Source organism: Haloimpatiens myeolchijeotgali, from assembly GCF_042688525.2.
Lineage (GTDB): Bacteria > Bacillota > Clostridia > Clostridiales > Clostridiaceae > Haloimpatiens.
This window is the reverse complement of the sequence record NZ_JBHWAB010000001.1, coordinates 3,200,628-3,226,521: the sequence shown is the minus strand read 5'-3', so window position 1 is coordinate 3,226,521 and position 25,894 is coordinate 3,200,628. Positions and strand designations below refer to the sequence as shown.

The window sequence follows — 25,894 nt, the reverse complement described above, 5'->3', positions numbered from 1 at the left end:
GAGACTAATAGATTAAGGACGTGATTTAGAATGAAAAAAGGAATAATAGTATCTTGCCAAGCATTAGAGGATGAACCATTACATAGTTCTTTTATAATGAGCAAGATGGCATTAGCAGCTCAAATGGCTGGGGCTGTAGGAATTAGAGCAAATACTGTTGAGGATATAGAAGCTATAAAGGGTGAGGTGAATCTTCCTATTATAGGAATAATAAAAAAAGATTACCCTAATATAATATCTTATATAACACCAACATTTAAAGAGGTTGATGCTTTAGTAAATGCAGATATAGACGTGATAGCTCTTGATGCAACTTTTAATCAAGATGAAGAATTTTTAAAAGAAGTTATAGCTAAATATCCAAAACAAAAGTTTATGGCTGATATTTCTACAGCACAGGAAGGTATAAGAGCTGAAAAACTAGGTTTTCATTTTATAGGAACAACTTTGGTTGGATATACTGAACAATCTAAAAATCTTAACAATTTTGATGTATTAAAAGAACTTATAGAAAATTGCAAAGTACCTATATTAGCTGAAGGTAATTTTGATACTCCAGAGAAAGCTAAAGAGGCTTTAAAACTTGGAGCTTATTCAGTAGTAGTTGGTAGTGCAATAACAAGACCACAGGTTATAGCTAAAAAATTTATTTCTGAAATTAAAGATGTATAAGCAAATCTTATAGGATTAACATTTTAGCTGCATCTACATGTAATTTCATATTACATAAAGATGCAGCATCAAAATTTCATTTGGAAGAAATAGATAAATAATATTTGTAAAGGTGTGATCAAAATGTTTAATTTTTTAAAAAGAAAAAATACAGAAATTACTTTAAAAGCTCCATGTGAAGGTGAGATTGTAGACATAACTAAAGTAAATGATGAGATGTTTGCACAGAAATTAATAGGTGATGGAATTGCAGTTATACCATCTAGTAACAAGATAGTAGCACCTTGTGATGGAAAAATAGTACAAATATTTCCAACTAATCATGCTTTCGGAATAACTACAAAAGAAGGATTAGAAGTATTGGTTCATATAGGTATAGATACGGTAAAATTAGAAGGTAAAGGATTTAAAAGAATTGTAGAACCTGAAACTAATGTGAAAAAAGGGGACACTATAGTAGAAATTGATATAGACTATATAAAAAGTATGGGCAAGGATACTATAACTTGTTTAGTAATAACTAATATGGAAAAGGTTAAAAATATGGATAAAAATGATCAAAATATACATGAGGTACTTAAGATAGGTTTAAAATAGCAATATATGATATAATATAATGTATTATTATATTTGAGTGTAACATTGAGGAGTGTATATATTGAATATTTTGGTTGAAATTCAGAAAATGTATAGTTCATTTTCTGATAAGGAAAAGTTGATAGCAGATTTTATATTACAGCAGAAGGAAAATATAAACAATATATCAATAACCGAATTAGCTGTTAAGACTAAAACATCACCAGCTACTATAACTAGGTTTTGTAAAAAGATAGGTTGTCAAAGCTTTGTAGAGATGAAAATTAGTATAAATAAGATAACTACTGATAATGATGAGGAAAATGAAGGTAGTGTATTTTCAGATATGTATCATTATTATAATGAGGTTATAAAAAGAACTAAAGAGCTTATAGATAAAAGGGATATATATAATTTCATAAATGAGTTAAAAAAAGCAAGAAAGATATATATATATGGAGTTGGAAGTTCAGGTATTTCTGCATGGGAAATGATGCAGAGATTACTTAGAATGGGATTTAATGTTCAGAGTGTAACAGATCCACATATGATGATAATTACTAGTGCCATAGTGAGTGACAAGGATTTAGTAATAGGCATTTCTACATCAGGAAAAACTAAGGCAGTACTAAAGTCTTTAAGATTATGCAAAAAAAACAAGTCTAAAATAGTTACTATAACTGGATTTGAAAATACTGAGATGACAAAGCTTAGTGATATTAATTTTTTAGTTTATAATACTTTTTTTATTGATAAAGAAAGATTTATAAATTCTCAGTTTTCTATTATGTATTTGCTAGATTTAATTTGTACAGTTTTACTTCAAGATAAAAATATAAGAAGTATTTTTAAAAGAACAGTAAATGCCATAATAAGTAATTAAATATTTAGAGTTGATGTTTAGATAGATTTATATGATACGTATAGGGAAAAAAGTTGTTAGATTAGAACATTTGGAAGGTGATTTTATACCAAGCCTATTATTGTAAGTTGGGTAAGCAGTGTTAGTTAAACTTCCACTGCTACAACAACAATTTCAGGTCTATTGAATATTCTTAAAGGGGCAATACTGCTGCCAAGGCCTCGACTTACTACCATAACTGTGTTGGCCTTTGTATAAGTTCCTTTATAATATTTTGGAAAAAATCCTTGATTTGGAGCAACAATTCCACCAATAAAAGGTAAAATAACCTGTCCCCCGTGTGCATGTCCTGTAAAAGCTAAATCAATATCCTCTTTAGCGTAAAGATCAAACATTTCAGGTCTGTGAGAAAGAAGTATTTTAAAACAATCTTTATTATCAATATCATTAATTTTTTCTAGTTGTTTTTTCATAATATCATAATCTTTATAATCCTCTGAATATCCTTCAGTGTTAAAAGAAGGATCATCTACCCCTAAAATGAGAATTTTATCATTTCCTTTTTTATAATATACAGATTTATTTCTTAAAACTATTACTCCTCTAGTTTCTAATTTTTTCTCAAGAGATGAGAACTTAGAAGACCATCCTTCATGATTTCCAGTAACATAATATATTGGTGCAATATCTTTGATTTTATCAATAAGAATCATTGCTTTTTCTTCGCTATATTTTCGTCTATCTATTAAATCACCTGTAATAACTATAATATTTGGATTTTGGGATTTAATCTTTTTTACAAGACTATTATTATTATTGAAAAAGACTTTATTATGTAAGTCAGAGATTTGCACTATTTTAAAATTATTGAATTTTTTTGGAAGTTTATTACTTTTGATTGTATGTTTAGATACAACGATACTGTTATTTTCAAAGTATGAGAATAACAATAAGAATATAATTATGCAGATTAAGATAGTAGATTTTTTATACAAAAATTCCTTTAACATATGAAACCATCCTATTCTAAAAAGTGAATTGATTATTACTCAACTTTGGCAATTTAATAAAGTTAAACTCCGATAAATGATATTTTGCTATAAAACCTTTAACTTCATAAAGTAATTCTAAGATCTAAAAATTTAATATTGCTAAAAAACTCAAACTCGTTATACTCAAACAATGAGTTTTTCTTAACGTAATATTAAATTTTTAGATCAAGAATTACTAATTATTTGTTAAAATGGTTTTTACGCAAAATATCATTTATCTACGTTAAAGGTTATTTAAAATAAATTTGTAATTGTAAAAGTTAAGTGAAAACTAAAAGAATAAATCAACAAATTTGCCTAGTTGATTTAGGGTCCAGCGTTCTACATCATTTTCACCAATATCAATAATATCTGTATGACTTAAAATATTATTTAATGGAGCTTTTAGTACATGTGATAAATCAAGATTTAAAAGAACTCTTACAATTTTATCAGGATAAACATGTGCCAAAATTTCCAAGGCAATAGAACCGAAAGTTGCATTGAAATCTCCATATTGTTCATTATACTTTTTTAATAAAACTTTAGCAACTTTCACAGAAGCTGCAGATTCTTCTTTTAGTAAGTCGTTTAATTCATCATCATTTATTATGTGAATGGCACCTTTTTCAATAGAATATGTTATTTTTTTATTTTTTATATTTTCAATCAAGTATTCCATTTTTATTAATCCTTTCCTATATGAAATAATGAAGACGCATATATTATATTTAAATTGTATAATGTTTCTTAATTCTATTCTATTTAATCAGCTTACAATTTAAGCATTTAATATAACATTTTTGTCACTTAGAAAAAGGTAGAAGGAGGGGACGGTTCATTAATTTAAGCTGTAGTTTGCAGTTAAAAGTAATGAACCGTCCCCAATTATTTTTTGATTGAAGTATTTAAAGAGTTTTTTTATATTTAATAGATGCTTTTATTGTTTAAATTTAAATTAATCTAATACATGGGAATTTATCTTTAGTTTTATAATTTATATGTACTTATTTTTACAAATTAAAACAAAATTATTTAAAATATGACTTAAAAATTGAAAAAACATGAAAAATAATGTAATATATAAATTATTATAAAATTTAATTATAAAATGTATAAAATAAATAAAAATGATTAATTTAACTTAAAAAGGAGAATGAATTAAAGTAACTGTATGCAGCAAAACATTATTAGACGAAGGGGCAGAACAATATGAAAAAAGATGCATTTAAATTTAAAAAAATTGGAAATAAGATAATTTTACAAATATGTGTTTTAGTATTAATTATTTGTGGTAGTTTAAGTTGTAGTGCGTATTATATGTCTTCAAAAGCATTAATTAGTACAATATCAGGAGATATGCAAAAAAGAGCAGATGATGCTTCAAAGTTAATATCTAATTATATGAAAGAAAATATACAAATTGTAAAAAATGTTTCACTGTTACCTGAGATTCAAACAATGAAATGGGAAAAGCAAAAAAATATTTTAATTAATGAAAGTAAAGATTGGGGATTTGAAAAATTTGCAGTAATTCAACCTGATGGGAAGGTGTACTGTAAGGGCAGTGAAGGAATACTTAACATTGCTCAAAAAGAATGTTTTAAAAAAGCAATTAATGGTGAAGTAAATATAACAGATCCATTTAAAAGTAGTGTTACTAATACTCCTATAATTGACATAGCTGTGCCAATTAAAAATTCTAATTCAAAAGTTATAGGAGTATTAATTGGAACATTAGATTTAAATAATGTAAATGCTGTAGTGCAAAATATGAAGTTTTCAAAATATGGTTATGGATTTGTAATAGATAAAAATGGTACGAAAGTATCACATAAAAACATGGATTTAGTTTTAAATGGTGATAATGTTATAAAATCTTCAGAAACCAAAACAGAATTGAAAGAACTTGCAAATTTAGAAAGAAAAATGATTGCAGGAGAGGCTGGATTTGGAGAATATAAATACAAAGGTCAAGTAAAATTTATGGCATATTCTCCAGTAGATGGTATTGAATGGTTTGTAGGAATAGCTACAGATAAAAATGCTAAATTTAAAGACATAACAACTTTGAAATATATGCAAATTATATTCTTTGGTATAGCTATATTTTTAGGGGTAATGGTAAGCATTATAATATCAAAAGGAATAACAAAACCATTATTAAAGATTAAAGAATTAGCAGAAAGATTATCAAATTATGATTTTTCAACACCTATTACAATTACAAGGGAAGATGAATTTGGACAAACAGGTGCAGCACTTAATACTGCTCAGCAAAATGTAGGTGAACTTGTAAAAATTATTATGAATAATTCATCTGAGATGAATGCTGCTAGTCAAGAATTATCGGCTATAGTTGAAGAAATGAATTCTAAAATTGAAGTTATTGTTGAATCAACAAGTGAAATAAATAAAAAGGCTCAGGAATCTAGTGCAGCAACTGAAGAAATTACTGCAGCTATAGAAGAAGTGGATTCAAGTGTAAATGAGTTGGCAACGAAAGCAGTAGATGGAAGTAATAATGCGAATAAGTCTAAAGAAAGAGCAGTGAAAGTTCAAAAAGATGGTAAAAATGCATTAGATGAAACAGGAAAATTATATGAAGAAAAAGAAACAAAAATTTTAAAAGCTATTAAAGATGGTAAAGTGGTAGAAGAAATAAAAGTAATGGCAGATGGGATAGCGACAATAGCAGAGCAAACAAACTTGCTAGCTTTAAATGCAGCTATAGAGGCAGCAAGAGCAGGAGATCAGGGGAAAGGCTTTGCAGTAGTTGCTGAAGAAGTTAGGAAACTTGCAGAAGAATCTGGTAAAACAGTAGCAGTAATACAAAATACTATTACTAAGGTACAAGAAGCTTTCAATAATCTTTCTAATAACAGTAATGAAGTTTTGAAATTTATGGTTGGACAAGTAAAACCACAATTTATTTCTTTTGCAGATATGGGAGACAAGTATTATGGTGATGCAGAGTATGTAACTAAGATGTCTGAAGATTTAGCAGCTATGACAGAAGAAATTAATGCAACGGTTGATCAAGTAAGCCAAGCGATTCAAAATGTGGCAAACACTACACAAGAGTCTAGTGAACATACAAATGATATATTACAAAATGTAGATGAAACTTCAAAGGCCATGGAGGAAGTAGCAAAAACTGCACAAAATCAAGCGGAAATGGCACAAAATTTAAATGAATTAGTTCAGAAGTTTAAAATCTAAAAATAAGGGGACGGTTCATTACTTTAAGTTGTAGTTTACAGTTAAAAAGAATGAACCGTCCCTAATTAATTACAGTTATTTATGAATCATTCGAATATAACATTGATGAAAGCCCATTTTCTCATAAACTTTAATAGCTCTTTTATTATCTCTATCTACATGAAGTGAAATATTTCCGTTGGTTATTTCTATTGCTCTACTTAATAATTGAGTTGCGATTCCTTTGCCGTTTATACCTTTCTTTGTTGCTATATAACCTAAATGATATGTTGGGATAAAGTCTTTGAAGCCTAAATTTACAATAACGGAAATGCCTGTTATATCATTATTATGAGTAGCTACTAATATATGACCATTTTCAAAAGCATTCTCTACAGCGTCTTTAATTTCTTTCTTTGGATCGGTATATTCCATTAGCCAAGAGGACAACATGTCAACAATAGTATCAACATCTATATCATCTTTTTTTATTTCTTCAACATTTACATTTATTTTACCGTCATTTAAAATTATTACATGATTTCCATTTGTTAAATTACCAGCTTTAGCTTGTTGTATAAAACCTGCAAGTGCATACCCATTTCGAACAGTCATTTTGATTTTTTCTAATTCTTTAGCTTTATTAACGTAAGTTTCTAATTCTTCATCAGAGATACCAGTAACACAACCACCAGTATCATAAATTGCATCTAAAGAATTTTTTAACATTTTTGTCTGTGAAATTATAACATTTTTATTATATTTAGTAACAGGAGGATCTTTTAAAATATTAGTATCTAATTTCATATTATTTTTTTTGTATTCTTCATAGATTATATTTCCATAATTAGTTGTACAGCTATATAATATAGGAATTCTTTTTATGGTATCTTCTGTCCATAATCGCCTAAAACCTAAGTGTAAACCTGATATTGCATATCCAAAACTTGTTTGTATAAACAAAGTTGTAATAGGTTCTTTAAGTTGATTATTTATTTCATCAGCAATTGTAGAATATGCAGTCATGTTAACCATTGCATTTTCAAAACCAGGATTTGCATTATACCAATTATTTTCTTTAGATAACTTTTTACTTCTTTCAATACAATCTTGTCTGTTATTATTATCATTTAGAATTATTTTAATATTATTTTTTTTGAAAATTGGACTTTTAAGTAATCTATTATTTTTGGTAAATACAAATACGCAGTTTATATCATAAAACTGAGAAGTATTAGCTAGTGCTTTTGCTAATTCGTTATGACCACCTAAGCATATAGTAGTTTTATCTACTGCTATGGCATCTTTGATTAACATTATTGCAACACGGTCTATTTTATTGCCGCTAGGATTATTACCTTCAAGTTTTAAAAATATTTTAGAAATTCCTAGCATTTCTTCTAACCTTTTTGCTCGTATTAATGGAGTTTTTCCTATTCTATTTCTTATATTCAACATATCACACTCCTTGTAATTACTAAATCTACCCTAGATTGTATTTTAAACAAAAATTCTTTTTTTATGAGTTTCTATTACGTATACCTTACAAAAGTGTTAGGTAAAAATTCAAAAACGTAATATAGTTCGATGGTTAGAAACCTCTATAAATTTTATAATTAACACATAAGATAACAAACAAAATAAATTATAGAGGTGATTGATATGTTAAAAAGATTTTTAGAAAAAATTTTCAATATGAATGAATCAGGTGAATTAATAGAAACAGAAAACATGAATGAAGTTATGGAAAATACAATTGATGAAGAAGAAATGGAAAAAATAATATCTCTACAAACAATGAATTTAATGCAAAAAGGATATGGAATTTAATTTAGGCAGAACTGAGATAAGGAGTTATTCTAATGATTAAGAGTGCAAAACCAGGGGGACGGTTCATTACTTTAAGCTGTAGTTTACAGTAAAAAAGAATGAACTGTCCCCATTTAATTTTCATCAATTTTATGTTTGTTATTTTTTTCTATAATATCAAGTGCTTTTATAATTCTACGAATAAATTTTATAAGCACTACAAATCCATAAATTACAAATCCTAATATAATAAAGTTTAAAATAGCGGCACCTACCTGCATTATTGTCATTACAGAATTCTCCCTTCAGTTATATTTTGATATAATATACTAAATACCATATAATTAATAAATAATACAAAATATTACATAGACACATTGTATCATAAATGAGACAAGCTTTGAAGTTTAAAAGTAAAATCATGGTATAATGAAATGAAAATAGTAGGATTAACTTTTTATATAATGTGTTTTGTAAATTGTGTACATGATGATAAATAAAAAGTTAAAATAGGAAAGAAGGATACATATGAAAAAAAATCTAAAATTAATGCTATCAGTGATAATTTTAACAGTAATTGACCAAATCATAAAAGTTTATGTTTTTAAAAATTTCATGAATAAAGAATATGATATACTTGGTAATATAATTAGTTTTAGACCTCACATAAATATAGATTATTCATGGATTAATTCTTTTAGTAAAATGGGAATTGGTTTATTACCTCATGTCATTTGCTGTATTATAATGCTTATAATTTCTGTGGTGATTTTTCAATTTTTTAAAGAAAAATATCATGTTAATATGTTTGTACATTATGTGTTCAGTTTATGGTGTGCAGGGGTAGTATGTTCGTTGATTGATAAAATTTTTTGGGGTGGTAGTTTAGATTATATTAGGTTAAATGGATTTTTTATATTTGATTTAAAAGATATTTATATATCTATTTGTGAAGTTATTGTAATAGGTGGGTTAATATTTAATTATAAAAAATTGAATGATGTTAATGAAAAAGTTTTTTACAATGAATTCAAAACATATATAAAGTCAAAATATATGGGAAGTAAATAAAAAGGATTTAGTGATGGATATGTAAGAGAAAATAGGGGACGGTTTATTGGTTTTTGCTGTAGTTTACAGTGAGAATTAATGAACCGTCCCCATTATATTTTTTGAATATGTAACATTAATCTTACTATATGTAATATATATTTGACATTTAGTAAATAATATCTTACCATATTATATGAGGTGAGGTAATGGGTAAAAATTTACGATTAAAATCAGCAAGGGCTGCTAAGGATATGTCCCAAAAGGATTTAGCCAATGCTGTTGGTGTTACTAGACAAACAATTAATGCAATTGAGAATGGTGACTATAATCCATCAATTAAGTTATGTATTGCAATTTGTAAAGTATTAGGCAAAACTCTTGATAAAATTTTTTGGGAGGATTAAGAAAAGGAGGATTAATAAAATGGATATGAATAAATTAGACGAAAGACAATTGCAAAAGAGAAATAAAATTGGAAATCAATCATTTTTAATTTTATTTTGGCTGCTTACTATAGATGTAGTACTTTATGGGTTAAATATTAGATGGTTAGAATATCCTATCAATATATTTTTGATTATGTCAGTATGTGTTACTTATTATATTGTTAGAAGTATATGGGCTAGTGCATATGTAGGTGTTACAAATAATACAAGTAAAGGTGTTGCAAAAAAAATTACATCGTTTATTATATTTGCAGTGTTTTCAGCAGTAGTATCAGTGTTTATTAATAAAAATAATTTGATAAAGATTAAAGCTACAAGTAGCCAAGATAGTAGTGTTAAATTTTTATTTATAGCATCATTAGTTATGGTATGTATAGTTATAACTATTAGTATATTTTCTTATAGAAGAGATAAAAAGAATGAAGAAGAGTAAAATATAGGGGGACGGTTCATAATAATAGAGGTACCCCAGGGGTGTAAAATTTTCCAGGGACAAGCAAAATATTGGTTATATTAATATAAAACAAGGAGGTATAAAGCATGGCAGACATAAAATATGAAATTAAAGAAAACATAGGTGAAATTTCAGAATCTCCAAAGGGATGGAAAAAAGAGTTGAACTTAGTAAGTTGGAATGGAAGAAAGCCTAAGTTTGATTTAAGAGATTGGGCACCAGAGCATGAAAAAATGGGCAAAGGTATAACTTTGTCAGTGGAAGAATTGAAGAATTTGAGAGATCTTTTGAATGGCATGGAGTTGTAAAAAATTCAACTTTCATAGATGAAAACAATGTCTGCAGAAAATGATATATTGTTCTAAAATATTTTTCAAATGTTTTTTACGCAATATATCATTTGCTTTGCTAGACAGTATTTTTGTACTGTGAAAGTTGAATAAAAAGAATATAAATATTGTGAAAGCACCGGGTACGAGATATCTGGTGCTTTCACAATGGGTAAAACTAGAAATTTAATTTTATATTCAAATAAAAAATTAGAATAAACATTGTTTTTAAAATTTGAAATTATAGTACAATATGTATGTTTAAATTGAATAATGTAAAAAAATGTAAAAATATTATTTTTAAAGTTTATAAACTGAAAAAAATATATTATAATATATATAGCTAAAATTATCTAATATAGTATTAAAATTCATTAAATGGAGGTATAATCAAAAGAAACTTATGGATGATAAAAGTGTTGAATGTATTTTAAAAAAATTAAGTAATCCTAAATTAATAGAAGTATCAAGGAATGTTAATTTAAAAATAAATGGATTTAGAGATATAAATGTTAAAAAAGGAGTTTTAATACCACCTCAAAATTTAATAGTTAGAGAATTGTTAAAAAAGAAATACAGAAAGAAAGTAGAAAAGATATTAAATCCTGATAAATATCAAAATTTATTGAAATGTAAAGAAAAAGAAACAGATAATATTACAGAAATTTCGAATTGTAAAATTGAAAAAGATAAATTAATTAAAGAAATTGATACTATTAGAAAGAAAAATATTAGATTAGAAGAATATAATGAAAAAACAAAAATTAATTTAAAAAATTTTAGAAAAGAAAATTTATTATTAAAAGAAGAAAATATAAAGGTAAAAAAAGAAAGTGAAAAATTAAGTAAAGAAAATAAGAGATACAAAGAAGAATTTTACAATATTAAAGATAAATACGATAAATTAAAAAATGTAGAAAAAAATCAACTGAACCAATTAAAAAATCAACTGAATGAATTAGATAAAGAAAATGTAATTATAAAAAAACTAGAGGATATTAATAAGAATTTAAATTTTAAAATTGATATGCTAGAAAGAGAAAAAAAAGAAAAGAGAAAGAAGATAATAGTTTTTGGAGAAATAAAATCAAAAAAAATAATTGATACAGAAAAATATGATATATATACAATTGATGAAAATGAACTAAGTGATTTAAATGTAGATATTAATGAGTTTGATGAAGCATGGATATTATCATATAAAATATCTTATTTAGACAAAAAAAATATTGAAAATAAGATAGATAAAATGAAAAAAAGAGATTTTCCTTCATATAAAAAATTAAAAGAATATGTAAAAAAGGAGAAATGTTAATATGGATATAAATTGGGATATATATATGGTAGGAACTTTAGCAGAAGCAAATGAAATAGATGGAGGAATGTGGAAAAATAGTGTTTTTATAAATAATTGTGACGCATTACAGTTTTATATAAAACCAATATCAGATCAACCAGAAAATTTTCCTAATGTTAGATATTTTACAGGATATACTTCAAATATACAAGATTTAGAATTTGAAGATGATATAACTTTATCAAAGGAGGAGAGGGTTGAAAAATTAAAGAAATTTTTAGATAAATATTTATTGATTTTTAAACCAGTTCAAAGAGGAGAAAATTTTTTAATTAGAGAAGTTGTACAAGTAGTAAAACCTAAAGATTATAATAAGGGGTCAAAATATATACCAGTCCCGTTATTTAAGCCTAATAGCTCATATAGGTCAATTGATGAATTTACACATTTATTAATTAAAAATGAGTTCTTAGATATGGCTGATGGAGTATCTAAAGAACAATCAGATACTCCATCTATAATTGCATGGGAAGATAAAAAAGAATTAAGAATGATAGGAGAATTTACTAGTCATATTTACTCAAGAGGAAAAATAAAGTTCAACTATGAATTTTTGAAATATCAAAAATTTAAAGAAGATTGGTATTCAAATATAATAAATAGTTCAGAAATTAGAAATATATTATTTATGGGGACTGATGTTTATACAGATATGGAAAAAAACATAGAAGAAGGAATAGATATTTTAAATGAATGTGGTAAGAATGATAATTTTAACAAAAATGATAAAAATGAGAAATTAGAAGAAAATGAGTTTATAAATAAATTTATAGAGAGAACAAGAAAGGCAGGTTTGGTATATAACGAAAAAGATTTAATTAATTTTCATACAGCGATGAAAATATCAAATTTAGTTATATTGTCAGGTATGAGTGGAACAGGAAAAAGTAAATTAGTACAAATGTATGGTGAGGCGTTAGGTCTTGATTCATCTCAATTAAGTATAATACCAGTTAGACCGTCGTGGGCAGATGATAGGGATTTATTAGGATATGTAGACTCTATACACAATATATATAAGCCAGGTGATACCAATTTAATTGATACACTAGTACAAGCAAAAGATAATGCAGATAAACTATATATTATTTGTTTTGATGAAATGAATTTAGCAAGAGTTGAGTACTATTTTTCTCAGTTTCTATCAGTATTAGAAATGGACAGTATAAATAGGAAGGTGAAGTTGTATAGTAAAGATTTAGAAAGTAAGTTATATAATTCAGATAAATATCCATCAGAAATTGAAATAAGAGATAATATACTTTTTGTTGGAACAGTTAATATAGATGAATCTACTTATCATTTTTCAGATAAAGTACTAGATAGAGCAAATGTTATTACGTTGGGTATTGAAGATTATAAAAAACTAAAGAAGGTTAAGATAGAAAAGAAAAGTAAATATGATGAAATTACTTTTGGAAAATATAATCGATATAAATCTAATATGTTGGAGATTATTTTAACAGATAGGGAATTAGAATTATTAAATAAAATAAATATAGAAATGAACAAAACTAATAAAAATATAGGAATTGGATTTAGAATTGTAAAACAAATAGACTGTTATTTGAAAAATATACCAGAAAATAATATTTTAGATAGAAAAGGTGCTCTAGATTTACAGATAGTACAAAGAGTTTTAACCAAAATTAGAGGTTCACAAGATCAAATAGAAAGTTTAATAGGGCATTATAATAGAGATGAGGAGTGTGTAGAGGATAGTATTATTATTAATTTATTTAATGCGTATAATGATGTATCAGAATTTAATAAATCAAAAGAATGTATAAGAGAAAAAGCGAAAGAGTTGAAAATATATGGATACACAATATAAAGAGCTAAATGATATTGAAGTTAGTTTTTATCAAGGTATTGAAAAGAAGTGTAGGTTTTTTTTATCTGAATTAGAATGTTATAATAATCCAGATAAATACATAAAAATAAAAGAAAATAAAGAAACGTATATTAAGTTTAAATGTGATGATAATAATGCAAAACTATATATGGATGGTTTAGAAACAGTTGATGAGGATATAGTTATACAAGATGAAGAAGGAGAAGTATATATAAGACCATCAAAAGAAAAAATTTTGATATATAATAAGGATAGATTTCCTCTAATACCTGGGTTTTCTAGGGTTATTTTAAAAATAAGTGATAAAAGTTATTATTCAATGATTGAGATTGAAGCTAAATATTTAGAGAAACATGAATTAGATACAATAAAAAGCGATTTGGAAAAAGAAATTAATGGATTAGCCTTTGAACTAATAAAAAAAAATCTATCAATAGGCGAAATAAAAATGGAAAATATACCTATTGAATTTTGTAAATTTTTAATGATAAAAAGTAAGTTTTCAAATATAATGTCAGCAATAGAAGATCTAAAAATTAAGCCAAATTATAAAATAAAAAAAATATATAAAATTGTTAAAGAAGATGAAGTAAAATTTATTGATGAGGTTACAATAAAAAGTTATTTAGAAGGTAATATAAAAGAAGGATTTTTGAAAGAGCCTATAACAGTATTGGATTATAATTTACCTGAAAATCAGTGGATAAAAAAAATAATAAAGGAAATATCACAATATTTAGATGAATTTATAGAAAAAAGTAAGAATTTTAGAATACAAAAGGATAAGTTTATAAATGAGTTAAATAAATATAGAGGAAATGAAAATGAAATAAAAAATGAATTAGAAAATATTAAATTTTTGGAATCATTAATTGAAACTGCTGCAAAAATGAAAAATTCAATTAATGTTTTAAATACAGTACAATGGTTTAAAAATATTTCATATAAAACGAAAATATACAGCCCACATACATTATTTTATGATGCAAGGTATAATTGCATATATAAATTATATAGAGAATTGAAAAATAATGATTTTAGTATAACTTTAGATAATAAATATGCATTTCAATGGAAAAGAACAGATAAATTGTATGAAATGTGGTGTTTTATAAAAATATCTAAAATAATAATGGGAGATAAATTGTTATTTAAGGCTACAGGAGGATGGATTTTTGACAAAAAAATTGTCTCAAATAAAATATTAATTCCAAATTTAGAAAGTGGAACAAAAATAACATTTAAAAAGAGAAATATAAAGTTAAATTTAGTATATGATGAAAAAATTCCGTATAATAGTATAAACACATCATCTACAAAAATGCCAATATATATAACTAGAAGTAATAATAGACCCGATGGAAGAATCGATTTGTATATTGAAGAAATATATATCGGTAGTGTAATTTTGGAATCTAAATATAGAGATAGATTAGTTCTTTGGAATAAAAACTATATTATATATCAAAATAAGAAAGAATCTAATGTAATTAAACAATTAACTGCATACGGATGTAATTGTCAATCGATTCATTTGTTCAAAAAAAGATTGGAAACAGAAGGAAATACAGATATTCGTCCTATTAAAAAAGTATTAATATTTTATCCAAAATCAACTAAAAAAATAGAAGATGTTGATGAAATTAAAGATATTAACTTGAAGTTTATAAAATTTACTCCTGACTCTATAAATGGTGAAATAGAATACCAAATAGTAGAAGCTATACAAGAACTTATAGATAGAGCTAAAAGATATGGAATTAATTGATTTTAGATAATTAGGAAAAGTAACAGGTACTATTTATTATTTTAACCTACATTTTATACTAAAAATAATGAATCATACTTTATAGTTTAAAACTACCATTAGCTTAATAAACAGAAACTTAGTAAAATAATAAGTTTTCAAATGACAAAAAATATATTATAATTATGGTATATAATAAAAACATTTTGAGTAAAAAAAATAATAGGACAAGCTAGCCAGAAGAATATTTAGCTAAGAAATGTCTAATGGATGTGATTCAGTTAATAATATGAATATAGAAACTTATGAAAAAATAGTTCATATAATATATGAAGAACACAATAAACATGTAAAAAAATGGATAAATAAACAAACAAAATCATATAATTTAAAAAAAACTTGTATATGTGATGTATGTTTTAATCCGGATAATAAAAAATCTATTAATGAAGAATTTAAGAAGTATATGGATGAATATATATATACATTAGATAGTTTATATTCAAATATTTTGGAGAGAATATATAAAGAATGTAATATATTTATAAGTGGAAGAATTAAAAATCAAGACTCCATAATATTAAAAATGTATAAAAAAAGTAATCAAGATAGTGGAAAATTTCCAATAGTTAAGTGTTTAAATGATTTATTGGGATTTCGAATAATAGATTCACAGTATAGTGGTAATATTGAAAATTTGATTGAATGTTTAGATAAAATAAAAGTTAATGGTTTTAGAATTAAGCATTTGGATAGAATTAATGGAAAATATAAGGCACATCATATTTATTTTCAAGGAATAGATAATAAAAGTTTTCCTGTAGAATTGCAAGTATGGGATTTGAAAAATGAAAAAGTTAATTTAAAGTCACATGAAGCATATAAAAAAGAATATACAATGTGGCCATATGATTATAAAAATAATTTATTTGAAAGGGGTGAGTAGTATGTATCAACATCTAATTATAATTTACAGTGATTATAGTTATGGAAAAAGAATTGCATATCATAATGTTTATGAGTCTGTAGATAAAATAAAAAGTTTTTTTAAAATGTTTGAACAATTGAAAGGAGAATTTAGACACATAAATTTTGGATTTCATCATGTGCAAACTAACAATAAGTCATGGAAATCTGTTTTTGAATATGATGGATTTTTCAGTGATGTAGAACTTGTTTCAAGTTTAGAAGATTTTAAAAAACTAGTAAAAAATGATACAACTATTGATCCTGTAGATATTGCTAAATTAATAGTTTCAAGATGTAACTGTACACAGTTACAGGCTCAAAAATTAATTTATTTCTTTTGGTGTGAATATCATAGAAAATATAAAAAAGATATTTGGAAAGAAGATTTTAAAGCATGGACATATGGTCCAGTAATATTTAAGGTATATAAAGAATTAAAAGAATATGGAAGAGATATAATAAAATTAAAAGATAAAGATAGCATATATTTAGAAGTATATTCACGAATAACTAAAATACCAGAATACAATGAGATATTGATGGCATTGGATGAAACTATAAGAAAATATGGCAATTGTAGTGCAACAAAATTAGTTGATCAAAGCCATATAAAAGGGGGACCCTGGGATTTAATATATCAAAATGGGCAAGGCAAAGGTAATATAATACCTAAAAATCTTATAAAAGAATATGTAAAAAATATGAATTAATATTAATAAAAATTAGAATAGTAAAGGTAATATAAAAACATAATAAAGATGGAAGGTTCATTACTTTACGTAATTTACAGTAAAATAATGAACCTTCCCTTTGATTTTATTTCACAGTAATTTCTCCCAAACCAATACAAGCATAACCGTCTTTTTTGAAAGAAAGTTTTTTTACGCTTTTAACGTCTATGTTGATTTTTTTCAGGAATATCACTAGGTTTGAAGCTTAATTTTTTAATTAATTTATTGTCACAATAGATTCAACATTAGCTTTAAAATAATCACTTTGAGAATTATCTAGACTTAGTATGCTTGAAATATTATTAAATTTCCTATTTTTGTAACGACCCCTGGGGTGCAAAAATTTCCAAATCTAAATAGTCTTTATATGTTTATTGCATGCCATATATAATGTAAAAATTAATAAAAGTGTTCCTGCGGTAATTGGTAGTATATATGAAGGTAATAAGTCTAGTAATATTCCAGATAAAATCATGGCAAAAGGGGTTAAAACATTAGAAAGTGTTGATATAAGTGATTGAACTCTTCCGCGCAAATTGTCAGGGGTTTCTCGCTGTATCATTACATTTAAAGGAATATTTACTATTGAAATAGCTACACCTAATATAAAAAAGTCAACCATATAAAATATAAAATATGTTAAGTTGTCAAAAATCATTAAACTTGGTATGACAGGTATTCCAATAAAAATTATACATATTTCTGTAATTAAAAGATTAAAAATTAGTGTTTTGAATTTCTTATCTTTTTCTGGAAGTATAGATAAAATAGCTGCACCTATAAGCATTCCAACTGGAAATATAGCTTCTAGTATTCCAAATTGAGATTCAGAAACACCAACTACTTTAACGAGTATATATGAATAAGGAACTATGCTTCCAAGCATAAATAAAAAATTTAAGAATATAAGGAACATAGATAATATAAAAAGAGCTTTTTGGGATTTGAGAAATTTAAAACCTTCGTTAAATTGCTTAAAAAAGGAAGTAATCATTGAATCTTTTGATTTGTTTTCAATAGTATTATTTATTTCTGTATTTCCTTTTGTTTTATTAAAATTAAAGTCAATAAACATTTCCGTAATACCAGATATTATAAAAGATATACTATTGATAATTAAGAATAGTTTAATATCGATAAAAGCAAATATTAATCCTCCTAAAAAAGGTCCACTTATTTGTGCTATAGAGGAAATAGCATTACTCAAAGAATTGATTCTCATTAAATTTTTATCATCAACAATATTTGGGATAGATGCTTTAAAGGGTATATCGAAAAATGTACTACAGGTTGATAATAAAAATGAAGCTGTGTAGATATATGGTACTCTTAAAGTATCTATAGTAGCAGCTGCAAATAAAGCCATAACTATAAGTCCACTTAAAACATCCATAATAACTACCATTTTCTTTCTGTTAATTTTGTCTGCAATTACTCCTGCAATTGGTCCAAAAATAATTCTAGGTAATGTTCCAAAAACCATTGTAGCAGCAAAAGTAATTCCACTTGATGTGGTTTTTAATACATAAAGGCTTATAGCAAAGCTGTAAATATACGAACCAAATAATGATACTAATTGTCCTAGTAATAGTAAAGTCATATTACATATTAGTTTCTTTTGTTTTTTAGATTGTGTATTTAGATTTAAATTTTCCATACTATGCCCCCTTTTTGTATTCTTGTTGGTAAATTTATGTAAAAAATTATTATATCATAAACTATTATATAAATGTAATATTTTTAAAAAAGTAAGGGACAGTTCATTAATTTAAGCTGTAAATTACAGCAAAAAAGAATGAACCTTCCATATTTTGCACCCCAGGGGTCCAAAATATGGAAGGACCCCTGGGGTGCAAAATTTTCCAGAATAACTTTTGGTGATTATTTGATTACTTTAAATTTAAATCCTTTACCTTTTAGATAATTTATAATTCTAGGGAGTGCCTTAACTGTTTCTTCTTTTCCATATGAATCATGCATTAATATAACCACTTTTCGTTTATTTCCTACGGAATTTTTTACTGCTTCAAATATTTCACCTGCATTTTTATTCTTAGCCTCACAATCTAAAGCGTAGATGTTCCAATCTATGTTGTACATATTATTTTTTTTTAATTCAGCTTCAAATTTATTTAAGTTAGGGTCTTTGTAGTATCTTCTAGAGAAGAAACCTCCAGGTATTCTTACAACTCGTGTAGTGAAATTTTGTCCAACAATTTTTTTAATCAAGTTATTAGTTTTATTTATTTCATTGATACAAGTTTCTATATTAATTTTGTTTTTTGGATATAATTTATTTAAAAGATGAGAATAAGAATGATTTCCTAAAGAATGACCTTCTTCATAAATTTTTTTAACTAATTTTTTATTAAGATCAGTATGCTCTATTGCTCTTCCAACTAAAAAAAAGGTTGCTTTTACATTTGACTGTTTTAATACATTTAGTACTTTAGGAGTAATAACAGATGGGCCATCATCAAAAGTTAAAAAAGCTAATTTTTCATTGTCTATTTGATGATTTTTCTCTAGTGCATTCTTTATTTTTTTTACATCATAAGTATACTTCTTTTCAGAACTTTGTATTTCATTAGAGTATTCACTTAAAGGTTTAGCTTCTACTTTTTTTTCATTAAAAGGATTATATATTTTACTACATAAAAAAAATAGATTAAAGGATACTAGTAAAATTAAAATATTTTTTACTTTGATTTTTTTATCTATTTTTTTTGTCAAATTCATCAGCTCCCTTTTTAAATTATTGGAATTTGTGTATTTTGTTTTATAGATTTTCAACTGTTTTTACCATAACTTTATTATTTTGAATAAATCATATTATATTTTGCTTATAAATTAAATTCTTACGATTATTCTTTGTTACTAGGCGTTTAACAATACGTACATATAACAAAATATAATCAGCCATTTTATGACAAGGGAACTTAAAATTAGCTTAATTACTTTATTGGGAATCTTATTATGGTGGTATTGCATATAATAGTATTAGATAATCAAAGGAGTGATTGAATGATAATTTTGCATGATGACAATTACTACGTAAAAAAAGGCAGACGTGGATATGTGGTGATTAATTCAGAAGGAGAGTATAAAAATCACAGTCACTTTAAAAGTATTGGAGCAGCAAAAAAATGTATAAGCTTAACTAAAAATAGGATAGTTCCAAAGTCACTTTATATGATGGTAGCATGTATGAGATTATCTACAGATGAACTATATATAAAAAAGATACAAAAACTAAAAGAAGTAAAAGAAAATAAGCAAAAAATCAGATATAAAAATAAAAATATTTGCTAGACTAATGTTATTTCTTAATAATCCCTAAATATATTACAATAGTTTACTAAGGCGTTCACTACGAAATATTTATTTCAATTTTATTAAATCAACCATTTGGTTGGTTATTTTTTTTGCCAATAAGTGTCTAGAATTAATAACTCAACTTTCGCAGATGAAATACAGTCGTTGCGGGAAATGAATAAAAAACAAATGGAGAATACATTTGACATAAGTGATTATATTAATATTACTATTTGTAATTAATAAGAAAAATTTGCCTAATGAGATAAATAATGATATATTATATAAATTAATGTAGATGTAAGTTAAAAAATGAGAGGAAAGCTTATTTTAAAGTCAAAATCATTAAAAAATGTTTAAAAATCATCAAAATTTGTTTAAATATTATAAAAACTTGTTTAAATAAGATAGAAATTCTAAAATTGATGAACAAAAGGGGGATGTGGTTTGGAAATAAATAATCAAGATGAACAATTGAGAAACTGCATGTATAGGCTTAACTGTAAGTATAAAGAAGAAGAATTACTAGATGGCTATAAAGATAGGAAAGCTCGTATTAGATATAAAAGAGCAATTTTAGGTACAATAGCAATTTTTATAATAAGTTTGTTAAAAACAGTAGTATATTCAAAATCAATGTATTTCAAACATGTAGCTTGGTATCAAAATTGTACATTTTGGATACTTTGTGCTTTGTGTTTTATGCTGGTTTTTGCAGGTAATAGTGATAAGTGCATGTGGAATTCTAGGCCAGAACGTACATACTCAATTGAAACAAGCACTTATGAATTATATTTATGTGAGGAATTTTTAGTTATATTTTACAATATTACAGGGGTTAAAAAAGTTATTAAATACAATGAACTTGATATGTATGAGGTAAATAATTATTTTTTATTAGAAACTGAATACTTAAATGGTTATTATATTTCAAAAGAAAAGTTAGGTGAACACCAAACTAATAATGTAAGAGAATTTTTAAAAACTAAAGGAAAAGTAAAAAATTTAAAACTTCCATTTGTTTTTAGTAAGTTTGCAAGAATGCCTATACTAGTAGAAATATTAATAATAGTTGCATTGTTAGGAACTTTAGTATTTAAGGTGCAAATGGACAATAAAAAAGTAGCATCAATTGGTGAAATGGTTGTATGTAATAATTTAGGAATAACAGTAGAAGAAGCAGAACATACAACATACGGTAACAGCAATCCTATTCAGTTATTTAGGGTAAATGTGTTACTTCAAAGTTTTCAAAGAAATGATGGAAAAGGTAGGAAATATAGTCCAGTAACTTTTAAACTTGTTGATAAGGATGGACAGGAATACAGATGGTTTAGTATATCAGATCCTAATGAGTTGAAAACAGGATTTTTGGATAATGAGGAAAAGACAAGTGGAGATATTTATTTTCTTGTACCAAGTAATGAGGAACCAGAATATTTGATTTATACATCATATAACAGAAAGCACAAGAAGCTTACAGAAAAAATATTGTTAAAAAAGAATATAGAAGAAAAGAATAAGGAGTAATTAAATATGGATTCTATGCAATTAAGTGAAAATTTAAAATGTGGAATAGCAAATGAAGTTAAGGCAGCTTTAGAAAATAAAAATAGAACTATTGAAGATAGTCCATATAAAGAATATTTGTACGAGCTTTTAGAAAACAATGATCCATTCAATAAATATTATGATAAATATGATAAGAAGAGTGTTTTCGCTAAATTATATTTAATTGTTGTAGCTGTTGTTGTTATAGTAAGTTATGTTTGGGCAAAAATGGACCCTCAAATAGATTTTATTCGATTTACTATAGAATTTATAATTTTTGTAACATTTGCTATGGGATTTATTTCAATTTTTCCAATGGCAATTAAGAAAAAGAAAGCAATGAGACAGTACATACCAACAATAAAGAATAATTTAACTTCTTTACAAAATGAATTAGAAAATCCTACTATTACAAAGGAAAGAAGACAGTATATTTCATCACTACATTATATATGTAATTTTATTTATAGAAGAAATAAGTACACATTTGATCACTATAGATGCTAGCATTTTGTCGTGCAAAAGTTGTTGAATTTTTAGTTATTGTGTACTAAACTTAAGAAGAAATATGGTGGGAAAGCGAGGAACATTTAGATGAAAATTGTTAAAAAACGTTTTTTGAATTTATTTATAATGTTAATTTTTATAATTTCTTTAGTTGGTTGTGGATCGGCAGGTAGTTCACAAAAAAGTACAACAGAAAATAATTTAAGTTCAAATGCAGAAGTTAATGGAGAGTTGAAAGTACATTATATTGATGTTGGACAAGCTGATTCTATTTTAGTACAGCAAAAGGGTTTTAATATGTTAATTGATGCTGGAAACAATGATGATAGTGATTTAGTTGTAAGTTACTTAAAGAAAAAAGGTGTTAAAAAATTAGATTACATCATTGGTACTCATCCTCATGAAGATCATATTGGAGGTCTTGATGCTGCTATAAAAAATTTTGATGTAGGCACAATTTATATGCCAAAAGTAACTTCTACTACTAGAACATATAGAGATGTAATAACTGCTATAAAAAGTAAGGGTAAAAAAATTACTACACCTAAAGTTGGCTCTAATTTTAAACTTGGTGATGCAGTATGTACAATAGTAGCTCCAAACAGCCCGGAATATAAGGATGTAAATAATTATTCAATAGTTATGAAACTTAAATTTGGAAATAACAGCTTTATATTTACTGGCGATGCTGAAGATATAAGTGAAGATGAAATTTTAAGAACTCAATTAGATATTAGTGCGGATGTTTTAAAAGTAGGTCATCACGGCAGTAGTTCATCTACTACAGATGCTTTCTTGGCTAAAGTTAATCCTAAATATGCAGTTATAAGCTGTGGTAAGGACAATGATTATGGACATCCTCATAAACCAACAATGGACAAGCTTAAATCTAAAAATATACATGTGTATAGAACAGATGAATGTGGAACTATTGTTGCAACAAGTAATGGAACTAAAATAACTTTTGATAAGAAAACAGGGGATTATAAATATAGTGGAATTGGAAGTTCACATAAAAGTAGAAGCAGTAAAACACAAGTAAAAAAATATGGTGACAACGCTACAAACAATAATTACAAAATCTCTAATAATAACTCTACAAGTTCTAATAATACAAATTCTAATAGTAAAAAGACAGTGTATTTTACGCAGCATGGAAAATCTTATCACTTTAATAGAAATTGCAAAACTTTAAAAAGAAGTAAAAAGGTTTTACAAGGAACTTTGGAAGAAGCTATAAAGTTAGGACATAAAGATCCTTGCAACGAGTGTGCAGGCGGTAGGTAAATAGGGGACGGTTCATTAATTTAAGCTGTGATTTGCAGCAAAAATAAATGAACCGTCCCCCAATTTTTACTGCGTTGTGGTAAAATAAGGATAAAATAGGAAGGGGCTGACATCATGAAAAATTTAAAAAAAATTATTATTATTGTTATATGTGCTTTGATAGTTGGAGGTATTATGTACATTATATTACCAAAGAAAGGATTTTTAGGAGATTTGGTATTAAGTAAGTATAAAGGAAGTAATTTTAATTCAATAAGAGTAAATATAAATAGTGAAACTCCACACAAAGGTAACGGAGATTTTACGTGTAAAAATAAAGATAAAATCAATAAGTTTTTATCTTATTTAGATAAAGTTAAAGTTGTGGAATACGAGGAAAGTTTTGAATATTCTAAAAAAAGGATATATATAATTGATATAAATACTGAAGATGATAAAGAAATTAGGACGTGTGCAAATTTAACTATATGTGAAAAAAATTTACAACTTATTAATGTTGAGGATAAAGATGGTTTTGAGAGGACATATAAAGTGCTAAACAATGAATTTGATATGAAATATATTGAAGGTTTGAAATAATTATTATAGTATTAATAGAGTAGAATTTTTGTAGCAAATATAAGGGGCTGATATCATGAAAAATTCAAAAAAAATTATTATTATTGTTATATGTGCTTTGATAGTCGGAGGTATTGTGTACATTGTATCCCCAAAAAGAGGATATTTAGGAGATTTGGTATTGAGTGAATATAAAGGAAGTAATTTTAATGCAATAAGAGTAAATGGTTTCAATATGGATATAACTACAGGTAAAGTGAAGATTACAGATCAAGGTAAATTTACATGTAAAGATAAAGAGAAAATCAATAAGTTCTTATCTTATTTAGAGAAAATGAAAGTTGTAGAATATAAAAAAGGGTCTGTGTATTTTGGAAGTGGTGATGAATATACAGTTGATATAAGTACTGAAAATGATAAAGAAATTAGCGTATGTGCAAGTTTAAGTATATGTGATAAGGATTTACAGCTTATTTCTGTTAAAGATAAAGATGATGCTGAAAAGACATATAAAATTTTAAATGATGAATTTGATATGAAATATATTGAAGGATTGAAATAATTATTAAGGTGCTCTGTTTAATTCAGAGCACCTTAATTTGTTAAATAACTCAACTTTCGCAGTAAAAAAACACTTCTTAGCGAAGGGAAATGATATCTTGCGTAAGAAACATTTGAACAAAGTTTACAAGTTCTTAGCTTTACGAATTTGAAAAAAGTTATTTTTTAATTACTGATTCCTACGGAATATTAATTAAAAAATCTTTTTTCAATATGAGTAAAGCTTAGAACTTGTTACTGAAGTGAAAGGTTTCTAAGCAAGATATCATTTACCGTAGCGGCTATTTTTCACCTGCGAAAGTTGAGTTAAATAAATAAGCTTTTCTTAAATTTGAAACACACTTTTTTCAAATATTTATTGTTAGGAGTCATTCCTCACTGAAGATAATTTCATGATTTATTGTTTTTTTATGGGATTCGAATAATTACACATTGAAATAATGTCTTTTACAATTGATGCCATTTGTTTGGGAGATTTCTGCCCGCTGTCATTTAGCCACTGGATAAGGATACACATAAATCCGCCAGTGCTGAATGTCAAAGCGTACTGAATACTTTCTTTGGAAAAAGGCATATTTTTACCTTTTACCTCATAAAAAGCTTGAGGCAAAAGTTTATCAACCTTTGAAAGAAAAAGTGGAAGTAAGTTATGACGGTTAACGAGTGATAAAAAATCGATATGCTTTTTCATCACTGTAAAAAATATTCTGGCAACATTAGGCAAGGTTAAGTCTAGTTGCTTCCGAATAAGTGATTCGTATTCACACCAAATTTTGTAAAAATACCCTTCTATAATTTCATCCTTCGAGGAGTAGTTACGATAAAAAGTCCGTCTTGAAAGCCCAGCATTATCCGTAATTTCTTGTATTGTAATTTCATCATAATTTTCCGTTTGCATTAGTTTTAACAGAGCATTCTCCATCCACATTTTTGACTTATTAGATACTGGATTTCCTTTATTTTTATGGGGCATAATGTTTCCTCCTCTATCGTCACAAATCTTCTAATTTGTAGCTTTTGTAC

General features: G+C 25.8%; 27 protein-coding genes. 20 read left to right on the top strand and 7 right to left on the bottom strand.

Going from position 1 to position 25,894, the window contains the following annotated elements; all coding sequences use genetic code 11:
* The first annotated feature begins 30 nt into the window (after positions 1-30).
* The 3 genes from ACFIJ5_RS14385 to ACFIJ5_RS14375 all read left to right on the top strand — a co-directional run bounded on the left by ACFIJ5_RS14385 (position 31) and on the right by ACFIJ5_RS14375 (position 2,131).
* Positions 31-672: an N-acetylmannosamine-6-phosphate 2-epimerase gene (locus ACFIJ5_RS14385; protein ID WP_379808238.1), complete on the top strand. Its 642-nt coding sequence runs from the start codon at positions 31-33 to the stop codon at positions 670-672.
* Positions 673-795: 123 nt separating this feature from the next.
* Positions 796-1,269: a PTS sugar transporter subunit IIA gene (locus ACFIJ5_RS14380; protein WP_379808236.1), complete on the top strand. Its 474-nt coding sequence runs from the start codon at positions 796-798 to the stop codon at positions 1,267-1,269.
* 61 nt (positions 1,270-1,330) lie between these two features.
* Positions 1,331-2,131: a MurR/RpiR family transcriptional regulator gene (locus ACFIJ5_RS14375; protein WP_379808234.1), complete on the top strand. Its 801-nt coding sequence runs from the start codon at positions 1,331-1,333 to the stop codon at positions 2,129-2,131.
* 125 nt (positions 2,132-2,256) lie between these two features.
* Here ACFIJ5_RS14375 and ACFIJ5_RS14370 read toward each other — a convergent pair whose 3' ends face one another.
* Both ACFIJ5_RS14370 and ACFIJ5_RS14365 read right to left on the bottom strand, forming a co-directional pair.
* Positions 2,257-3,120, bottom strand: coding sequence for a metallophosphoesterase (locus ACFIJ5_RS14370; protein WP_379808232.1), 864 nt, complete (start codon positions 3,118-3,120; stop codon positions 2,257-2,259).
* 313 nt (positions 3,121-3,433) lie between these two features.
* Positions 3,434-3,823 carry a hypothetical protein gene (locus ACFIJ5_RS14365; RefSeq protein ID WP_379808230.1) on the bottom strand — a complete coding sequence of 130 codons (390 nt, stop codon included), beginning with the start codon at positions 3,821-3,823 and terminating at the stop codon, positions 3,434-3,436.
* Between the two features lie 530 nt (positions 3,824-4,353).
* Between ACFIJ5_RS14365 and ACFIJ5_RS14360 the strand changes: the two genes are divergently transcribed.
* Entirely contained in the window at positions 4,354-6,363 is a 2,010-nt protein-coding gene (locus ACFIJ5_RS14360; RefSeq protein ID WP_379808228.1) for a methyl-accepting chemotaxis protein, read from the top strand.
* Between the two features lie 75 nt (positions 6,364-6,438).
* On the opposite strand, the gene ACFIJ5_RS14355 is transcribed toward ACFIJ5_RS14360, so the two are convergent.
* Positions 6,439-7,800 carry a pyridoxal-phosphate dependent enzyme gene (locus ACFIJ5_RS14355; RefSeq protein WP_379808226.1) on the bottom strand — a complete coding sequence of 454 codons (1,362 nt, stop codon included), beginning with the start codon at positions 7,798-7,800 and terminating at the stop codon, positions 6,439-6,441.
* 204 nt (positions 7,801-8,004) lie between these two features.
* Between ACFIJ5_RS14355 and ACFIJ5_RS14350 the strand changes: the two genes are divergently transcribed.
* On the top strand, positions 8,005-8,172 hold the full coding sequence (locus ACFIJ5_RS14350; RefSeq protein WP_379808224.1) for a hypothetical protein: 168 nt from the start codon (positions 8,005-8,007) through the stop codon (positions 8,170-8,172).
* Between the two features lie 113 nt (positions 8,173-8,285).
* Here ACFIJ5_RS14350 and ACFIJ5_RS14345 read toward each other — a convergent pair whose 3' ends face one another.
* A complete protein-coding gene (locus tag ACFIJ5_RS14345; protein WP_379808222.1) occupies positions 8,286-8,441 on the bottom strand; it encodes a hypothetical protein in 156 nt (51 codons plus the stop codon).
* A 238-nt stretch (positions 8,442-8,679) separates the two neighbouring features.
* On the opposite strand from ACFIJ5_RS14345, the gene ACFIJ5_RS14340 reads away from it, so the two are divergent.
* From ACFIJ5_RS14340 to ACFIJ5_RS14300, 9 genes are all read left to right on the top strand, one after another.
* Positions 8,680-9,222 carry a signal peptidase II gene (locus tag ACFIJ5_RS14340; RefSeq protein ID WP_379808220.1) on the top strand — a complete coding sequence of 181 codons (543 nt, stop codon included), beginning with the start codon at positions 8,680-8,682 and terminating at the stop codon, positions 9,220-9,222.
* Between the two features lie 188 nt (positions 9,223-9,410).
* Positions 9,411-9,608, top strand: coding sequence for a helix-turn-helix transcriptional regulator (locus ACFIJ5_RS14335; protein WP_379808218.1), 198 nt, complete (start codon positions 9,411-9,413; stop codon positions 9,606-9,608).
* Between the two features lie 19 nt (positions 9,609-9,627).
* On the top strand, positions 9,628-10,083 hold the full coding sequence (locus ACFIJ5_RS14330) for a DUF6773 family protein (RefSeq protein WP_379808216.1): 456 nt from the start codon (positions 9,628-9,630) through the stop codon (positions 10,081-10,083).
* A 107-nt stretch (positions 10,084-10,190) separates the two neighbouring features.
* The gene (locus ACFIJ5_RS14325; RefSeq protein WP_379808214.1) at positions 10,191-10,412 is read left to right on the top strand and encodes a YdbC family protein; all 222 of its coding nucleotides are present in this window, start codon (positions 10,191-10,193) and stop codon (positions 10,410-10,412) included.
* A 424-nt stretch (positions 10,413-10,836) separates the two neighbouring features.
* Positions 10,837-11,748 carry a hypothetical protein gene (locus tag ACFIJ5_RS14320; RefSeq protein ID WP_379808212.1) on the top strand — a complete coding sequence of 304 codons (912 nt, stop codon included), beginning with the start codon at positions 10,837-10,839 and terminating at the stop codon, positions 11,746-11,748.
* A 1-nt stretch (position 11,749) separates the two neighbouring features.
* Complete coding sequence (locus tag ACFIJ5_RS14315) at positions 11,750-13,624, top strand: McrB family protein (protein WP_379808210.1); 1,875 nt, start codon at positions 11,750-11,752, stop codon at positions 13,622-13,624.
* Positions 13,608-15,413, top strand: a complete 1,806-nt coding sequence (locus ACFIJ5_RS14310; protein ID WP_379808208.1) for a DUF2357 domain-containing protein — start codon at positions 13,608-13,610, stop codon at positions 15,411-15,413. The genes ACFIJ5_RS14315 and ACFIJ5_RS14310 overlap by 17 nt, the downstream gene beginning before the upstream one ends.
* Positions 15,414-15,651: 238 nt before the next feature.
* Positions 15,652-16,338 carry a hypothetical protein gene (locus ACFIJ5_RS14305; protein WP_379808206.1) on the top strand — a complete coding sequence of 229 codons (687 nt, stop codon included), beginning with the start codon at positions 15,652-15,654 and terminating at the stop codon, positions 16,336-16,338.
* A gap of 1 nt (position 16,339) precedes the next feature.
* Positions 16,340-17,071: a Panacea domain-containing protein gene (locus ACFIJ5_RS14300; protein ID WP_379808204.1), complete on the top strand. Its 732-nt coding sequence runs from the start codon at positions 16,340-16,342 to the stop codon at positions 17,069-17,071.
* Between the two features lie 373 nt (positions 17,072-17,444).
* On the opposite strand, the gene ACFIJ5_RS14295 is transcribed toward ACFIJ5_RS14300, so the two are convergent.
* Together ACFIJ5_RS14295 and ACFIJ5_RS14290 are read right to left on the bottom strand one after the other, a co-directional pair.
* Positions 17,445-18,749 (bottom strand): MFS transporter, encoded by a 1,305-nt coding sequence (locus ACFIJ5_RS14295; protein ID WP_379808202.1) that lies wholly within the window; start codon positions 18,747-18,749, stop codon positions 17,445-17,447.
* A gap of 224 nt (positions 18,750-18,973) precedes the next feature.
* Positions 18,974-19,825: a polysaccharide deacetylase family protein gene (locus ACFIJ5_RS14290; protein ID WP_379808200.1), complete on the bottom strand. Its 852-nt coding sequence runs from the start codon at positions 19,823-19,825 to the stop codon at positions 18,974-18,976.
* 291 nt (positions 19,826-20,116) lie between these two features.
* Here ACFIJ5_RS14290 and ACFIJ5_RS14285 point away from each other — a divergent pair, with 291 nt between their 5' ends.
* From ACFIJ5_RS14285 to ACFIJ5_RS14260, 6 genes are all read left to right on the top strand, one after another.
* The gene (locus ACFIJ5_RS14285) at positions 20,117-20,404 is read left to right on the top strand and encodes a hypothetical protein (protein WP_379808198.1); all 288 of its coding nucleotides are present in this window, start codon (positions 20,117-20,119) and stop codon (positions 20,402-20,404) included.
* A gap of 450 nt (positions 20,405-20,854) precedes the next feature.
* Positions 20,855-21,937, top strand: coding sequence for a DUF4352 domain-containing protein (locus ACFIJ5_RS14280; RefSeq protein ID WP_379808196.1), 1,083 nt, complete (start codon positions 20,855-20,857; stop codon positions 21,935-21,937).
* Between the two features lie 6 nt (positions 21,938-21,943).
* Positions 21,944-22,465, top strand: a complete 522-nt coding sequence (locus ACFIJ5_RS14275; protein ID WP_379808194.1) for a hypothetical protein — start codon at positions 21,944-21,946, stop codon at positions 22,463-22,465.
* Positions 22,466-22,552: 87 nt separating this feature from the next.
* Positions 22,553-23,752, top strand: coding sequence for a ComEC/Rec2 family competence protein (locus tag ACFIJ5_RS14270; RefSeq protein ID WP_379808192.1), 1,200 nt, complete (start codon positions 22,553-22,555; stop codon positions 23,750-23,752).
* A gap of 114 nt (positions 23,753-23,866) precedes the next feature.
* Entirely contained in the window at positions 23,867-24,331 is a 465-nt protein-coding gene (locus ACFIJ5_RS14265; RefSeq protein WP_379808190.1) for a hypothetical protein, read from the top strand.
* A gap of 55 nt (positions 24,332-24,386) precedes the next feature.
* On the top strand, positions 24,387-24,872 hold the full coding sequence (locus ACFIJ5_RS14260) for a hypothetical protein (protein ID WP_379808188.1): 486 nt from the start codon (positions 24,387-24,389) through the stop codon (positions 24,870-24,872).
* 396 nt (positions 24,873-25,268) lie between these two features.
* On the opposite strand, the gene ACFIJ5_RS14255 is transcribed toward ACFIJ5_RS14260, so the two are convergent.
* Positions 25,269-25,844, bottom strand: a complete 576-nt coding sequence (locus tag ACFIJ5_RS14255; protein WP_379808186.1) for a TetR/AcrR family transcriptional regulator — start codon at positions 25,842-25,844, stop codon at positions 25,269-25,271.
* Positions 25,845-25,894: the final 50 nt, after the last annotated feature.

Bases quoted from the DNA above. Each gene is read 5' to 3' on its own strand.
- ACFIJ5_RS14270 (WP_379808192.1), top strand. From the start codon at position 22,553: ATGAAAATTGTTAAAAAACGTTTTTTGAATTTATTTATAATGTTAATT.
- ACFIJ5_RS14315 (WP_379808210.1), top strand. From the start codon at position 11,750: ATGGATATAAATTGGGATATATATATGGTAGGAACTTTAGCAGAAGCA.
- ACFIJ5_RS14385 (WP_379808238.1), top strand. From the start codon at position 31: ATGAAAAAAGGAATAATAGTATCTTGCCAAGCATTAGAGGATGAACCA.
- ACFIJ5_RS14320 (WP_379808212.1), top strand. From the start codon at position 10,837: ATGGATGATAAAAGTGTTGAATGTATTTTAAAAAAATTAAGTAATCCT.
- ACFIJ5_RS14335 (WP_379808218.1), top strand. From the start codon at position 9,411: ATGGGTAAAAATTTACGATTAAAATCAGCAAGGGCTGCTAAGGATATG.
- ACFIJ5_RS14365 (WP_379808230.1), bottom strand. From the start codon at position 3,823: ATGGAATACTTGATTGAAAATATAAAAAATAAAAAAATAACATATTCT.
- ACFIJ5_RS14340 (WP_379808220.1), top strand. From the start codon at position 8,680: ATGAAAAAAAATCTAAAATTAATGCTATCAGTGATAATTTTAACAGTA.
- ACFIJ5_RS14265 (WP_379808190.1), top strand. From the start codon at position 23,867: ATGAAAAATTTAAAAAAAATTATTATTATTGTTATATGTGCTTTGATA.
- ACFIJ5_RS14305 (WP_379808206.1), top strand. From the start codon at position 15,652: ATGTCTAATGGATGTGATTCAGTTAATAATATGAATATAGAAACTTAT.
- ACFIJ5_RS14285 (WP_379808198.1), top strand. From the start codon at position 20,117: ATGATAATTTTGCATGATGACAATTACTACGTAAAAAAAGGCAGACGT.
- ACFIJ5_RS14255 (WP_379808186.1), bottom strand. From the start codon at position 25,844: ATGCCCCATAAAAATAAAGGAAATCCAGTATCTAATAAGTCAAAAATG.
- ACFIJ5_RS14380 (WP_379808236.1), top strand. From the start codon at position 796: ATGTTTAATTTTTTAAAAAGAAAAAATACAGAAATTACTTTAAAAGCT.
- ACFIJ5_RS14330 (WP_379808216.1), top strand. From the start codon at position 9,628: ATGGATATGAATAAATTAGACGAAAGACAATTGCAAAAGAGAAATAAA.
- ACFIJ5_RS14355 (WP_379808226.1), bottom strand. From the start codon at position 7,800: ATGTTGAATATAAGAAATAGAATAGGAAAAACTCCATTAATACGAGCA.
- ACFIJ5_RS14300 (WP_379808204.1), top strand. From the start codon at position 16,340: ATGTATCAACATCTAATTATAATTTACAGTGATTATAGTTATGGAAAA.
- ACFIJ5_RS14325 (WP_379808214.1), top strand. From the start codon at position 10,191: ATGGCAGACATAAAATATGAAATTAAAGAAAACATAGGTGAAATTTCA.
- ACFIJ5_RS14310 (WP_379808208.1), top strand. From the start codon at position 13,608: ATGGATACACAATATAAAGAGCTAAATGATATTGAAGTTAGTTTTTAT.
- ACFIJ5_RS14345 (WP_379808222.1), bottom strand. From the start codon at position 8,441: ATGACAATAATGCAGGTAGGTGCCGCTATTTTAAACTTTATTATATTA.
- ACFIJ5_RS14295 (WP_379808202.1), bottom strand. From the start codon at position 18,749: ATGGAAAATTTAAATCTAAATACACAATCTAAAAAACAAAAGAAACTA.
- ACFIJ5_RS14370 (WP_379808232.1), bottom strand. From the start codon at position 3,120: ATGTTAAAGGAATTTTTGTATAAAAAATCTACTATCTTAATCTGCATA.
- ACFIJ5_RS14350 (WP_379808224.1), top strand. From the start codon at position 8,005: ATGTTAAAAAGATTTTTAGAAAAAATTTTCAATATGAATGAATCAGGT.
- ACFIJ5_RS14360 (WP_379808228.1), top strand. From the start codon at position 4,354: ATGAAAAAAGATGCATTTAAATTTAAAAAAATTGGAAATAAGATAATT.
- ACFIJ5_RS14260 (WP_379808188.1), top strand. From the start codon at position 24,387: ATGAAAAATTCAAAAAAAATTATTATTATTGTTATATGTGCTTTGATA.
- ACFIJ5_RS14275 (WP_379808194.1), top strand. From the start codon at position 21,944: ATGGATTCTATGCAATTAAGTGAAAATTTAAAATGTGGAATAGCAAAT.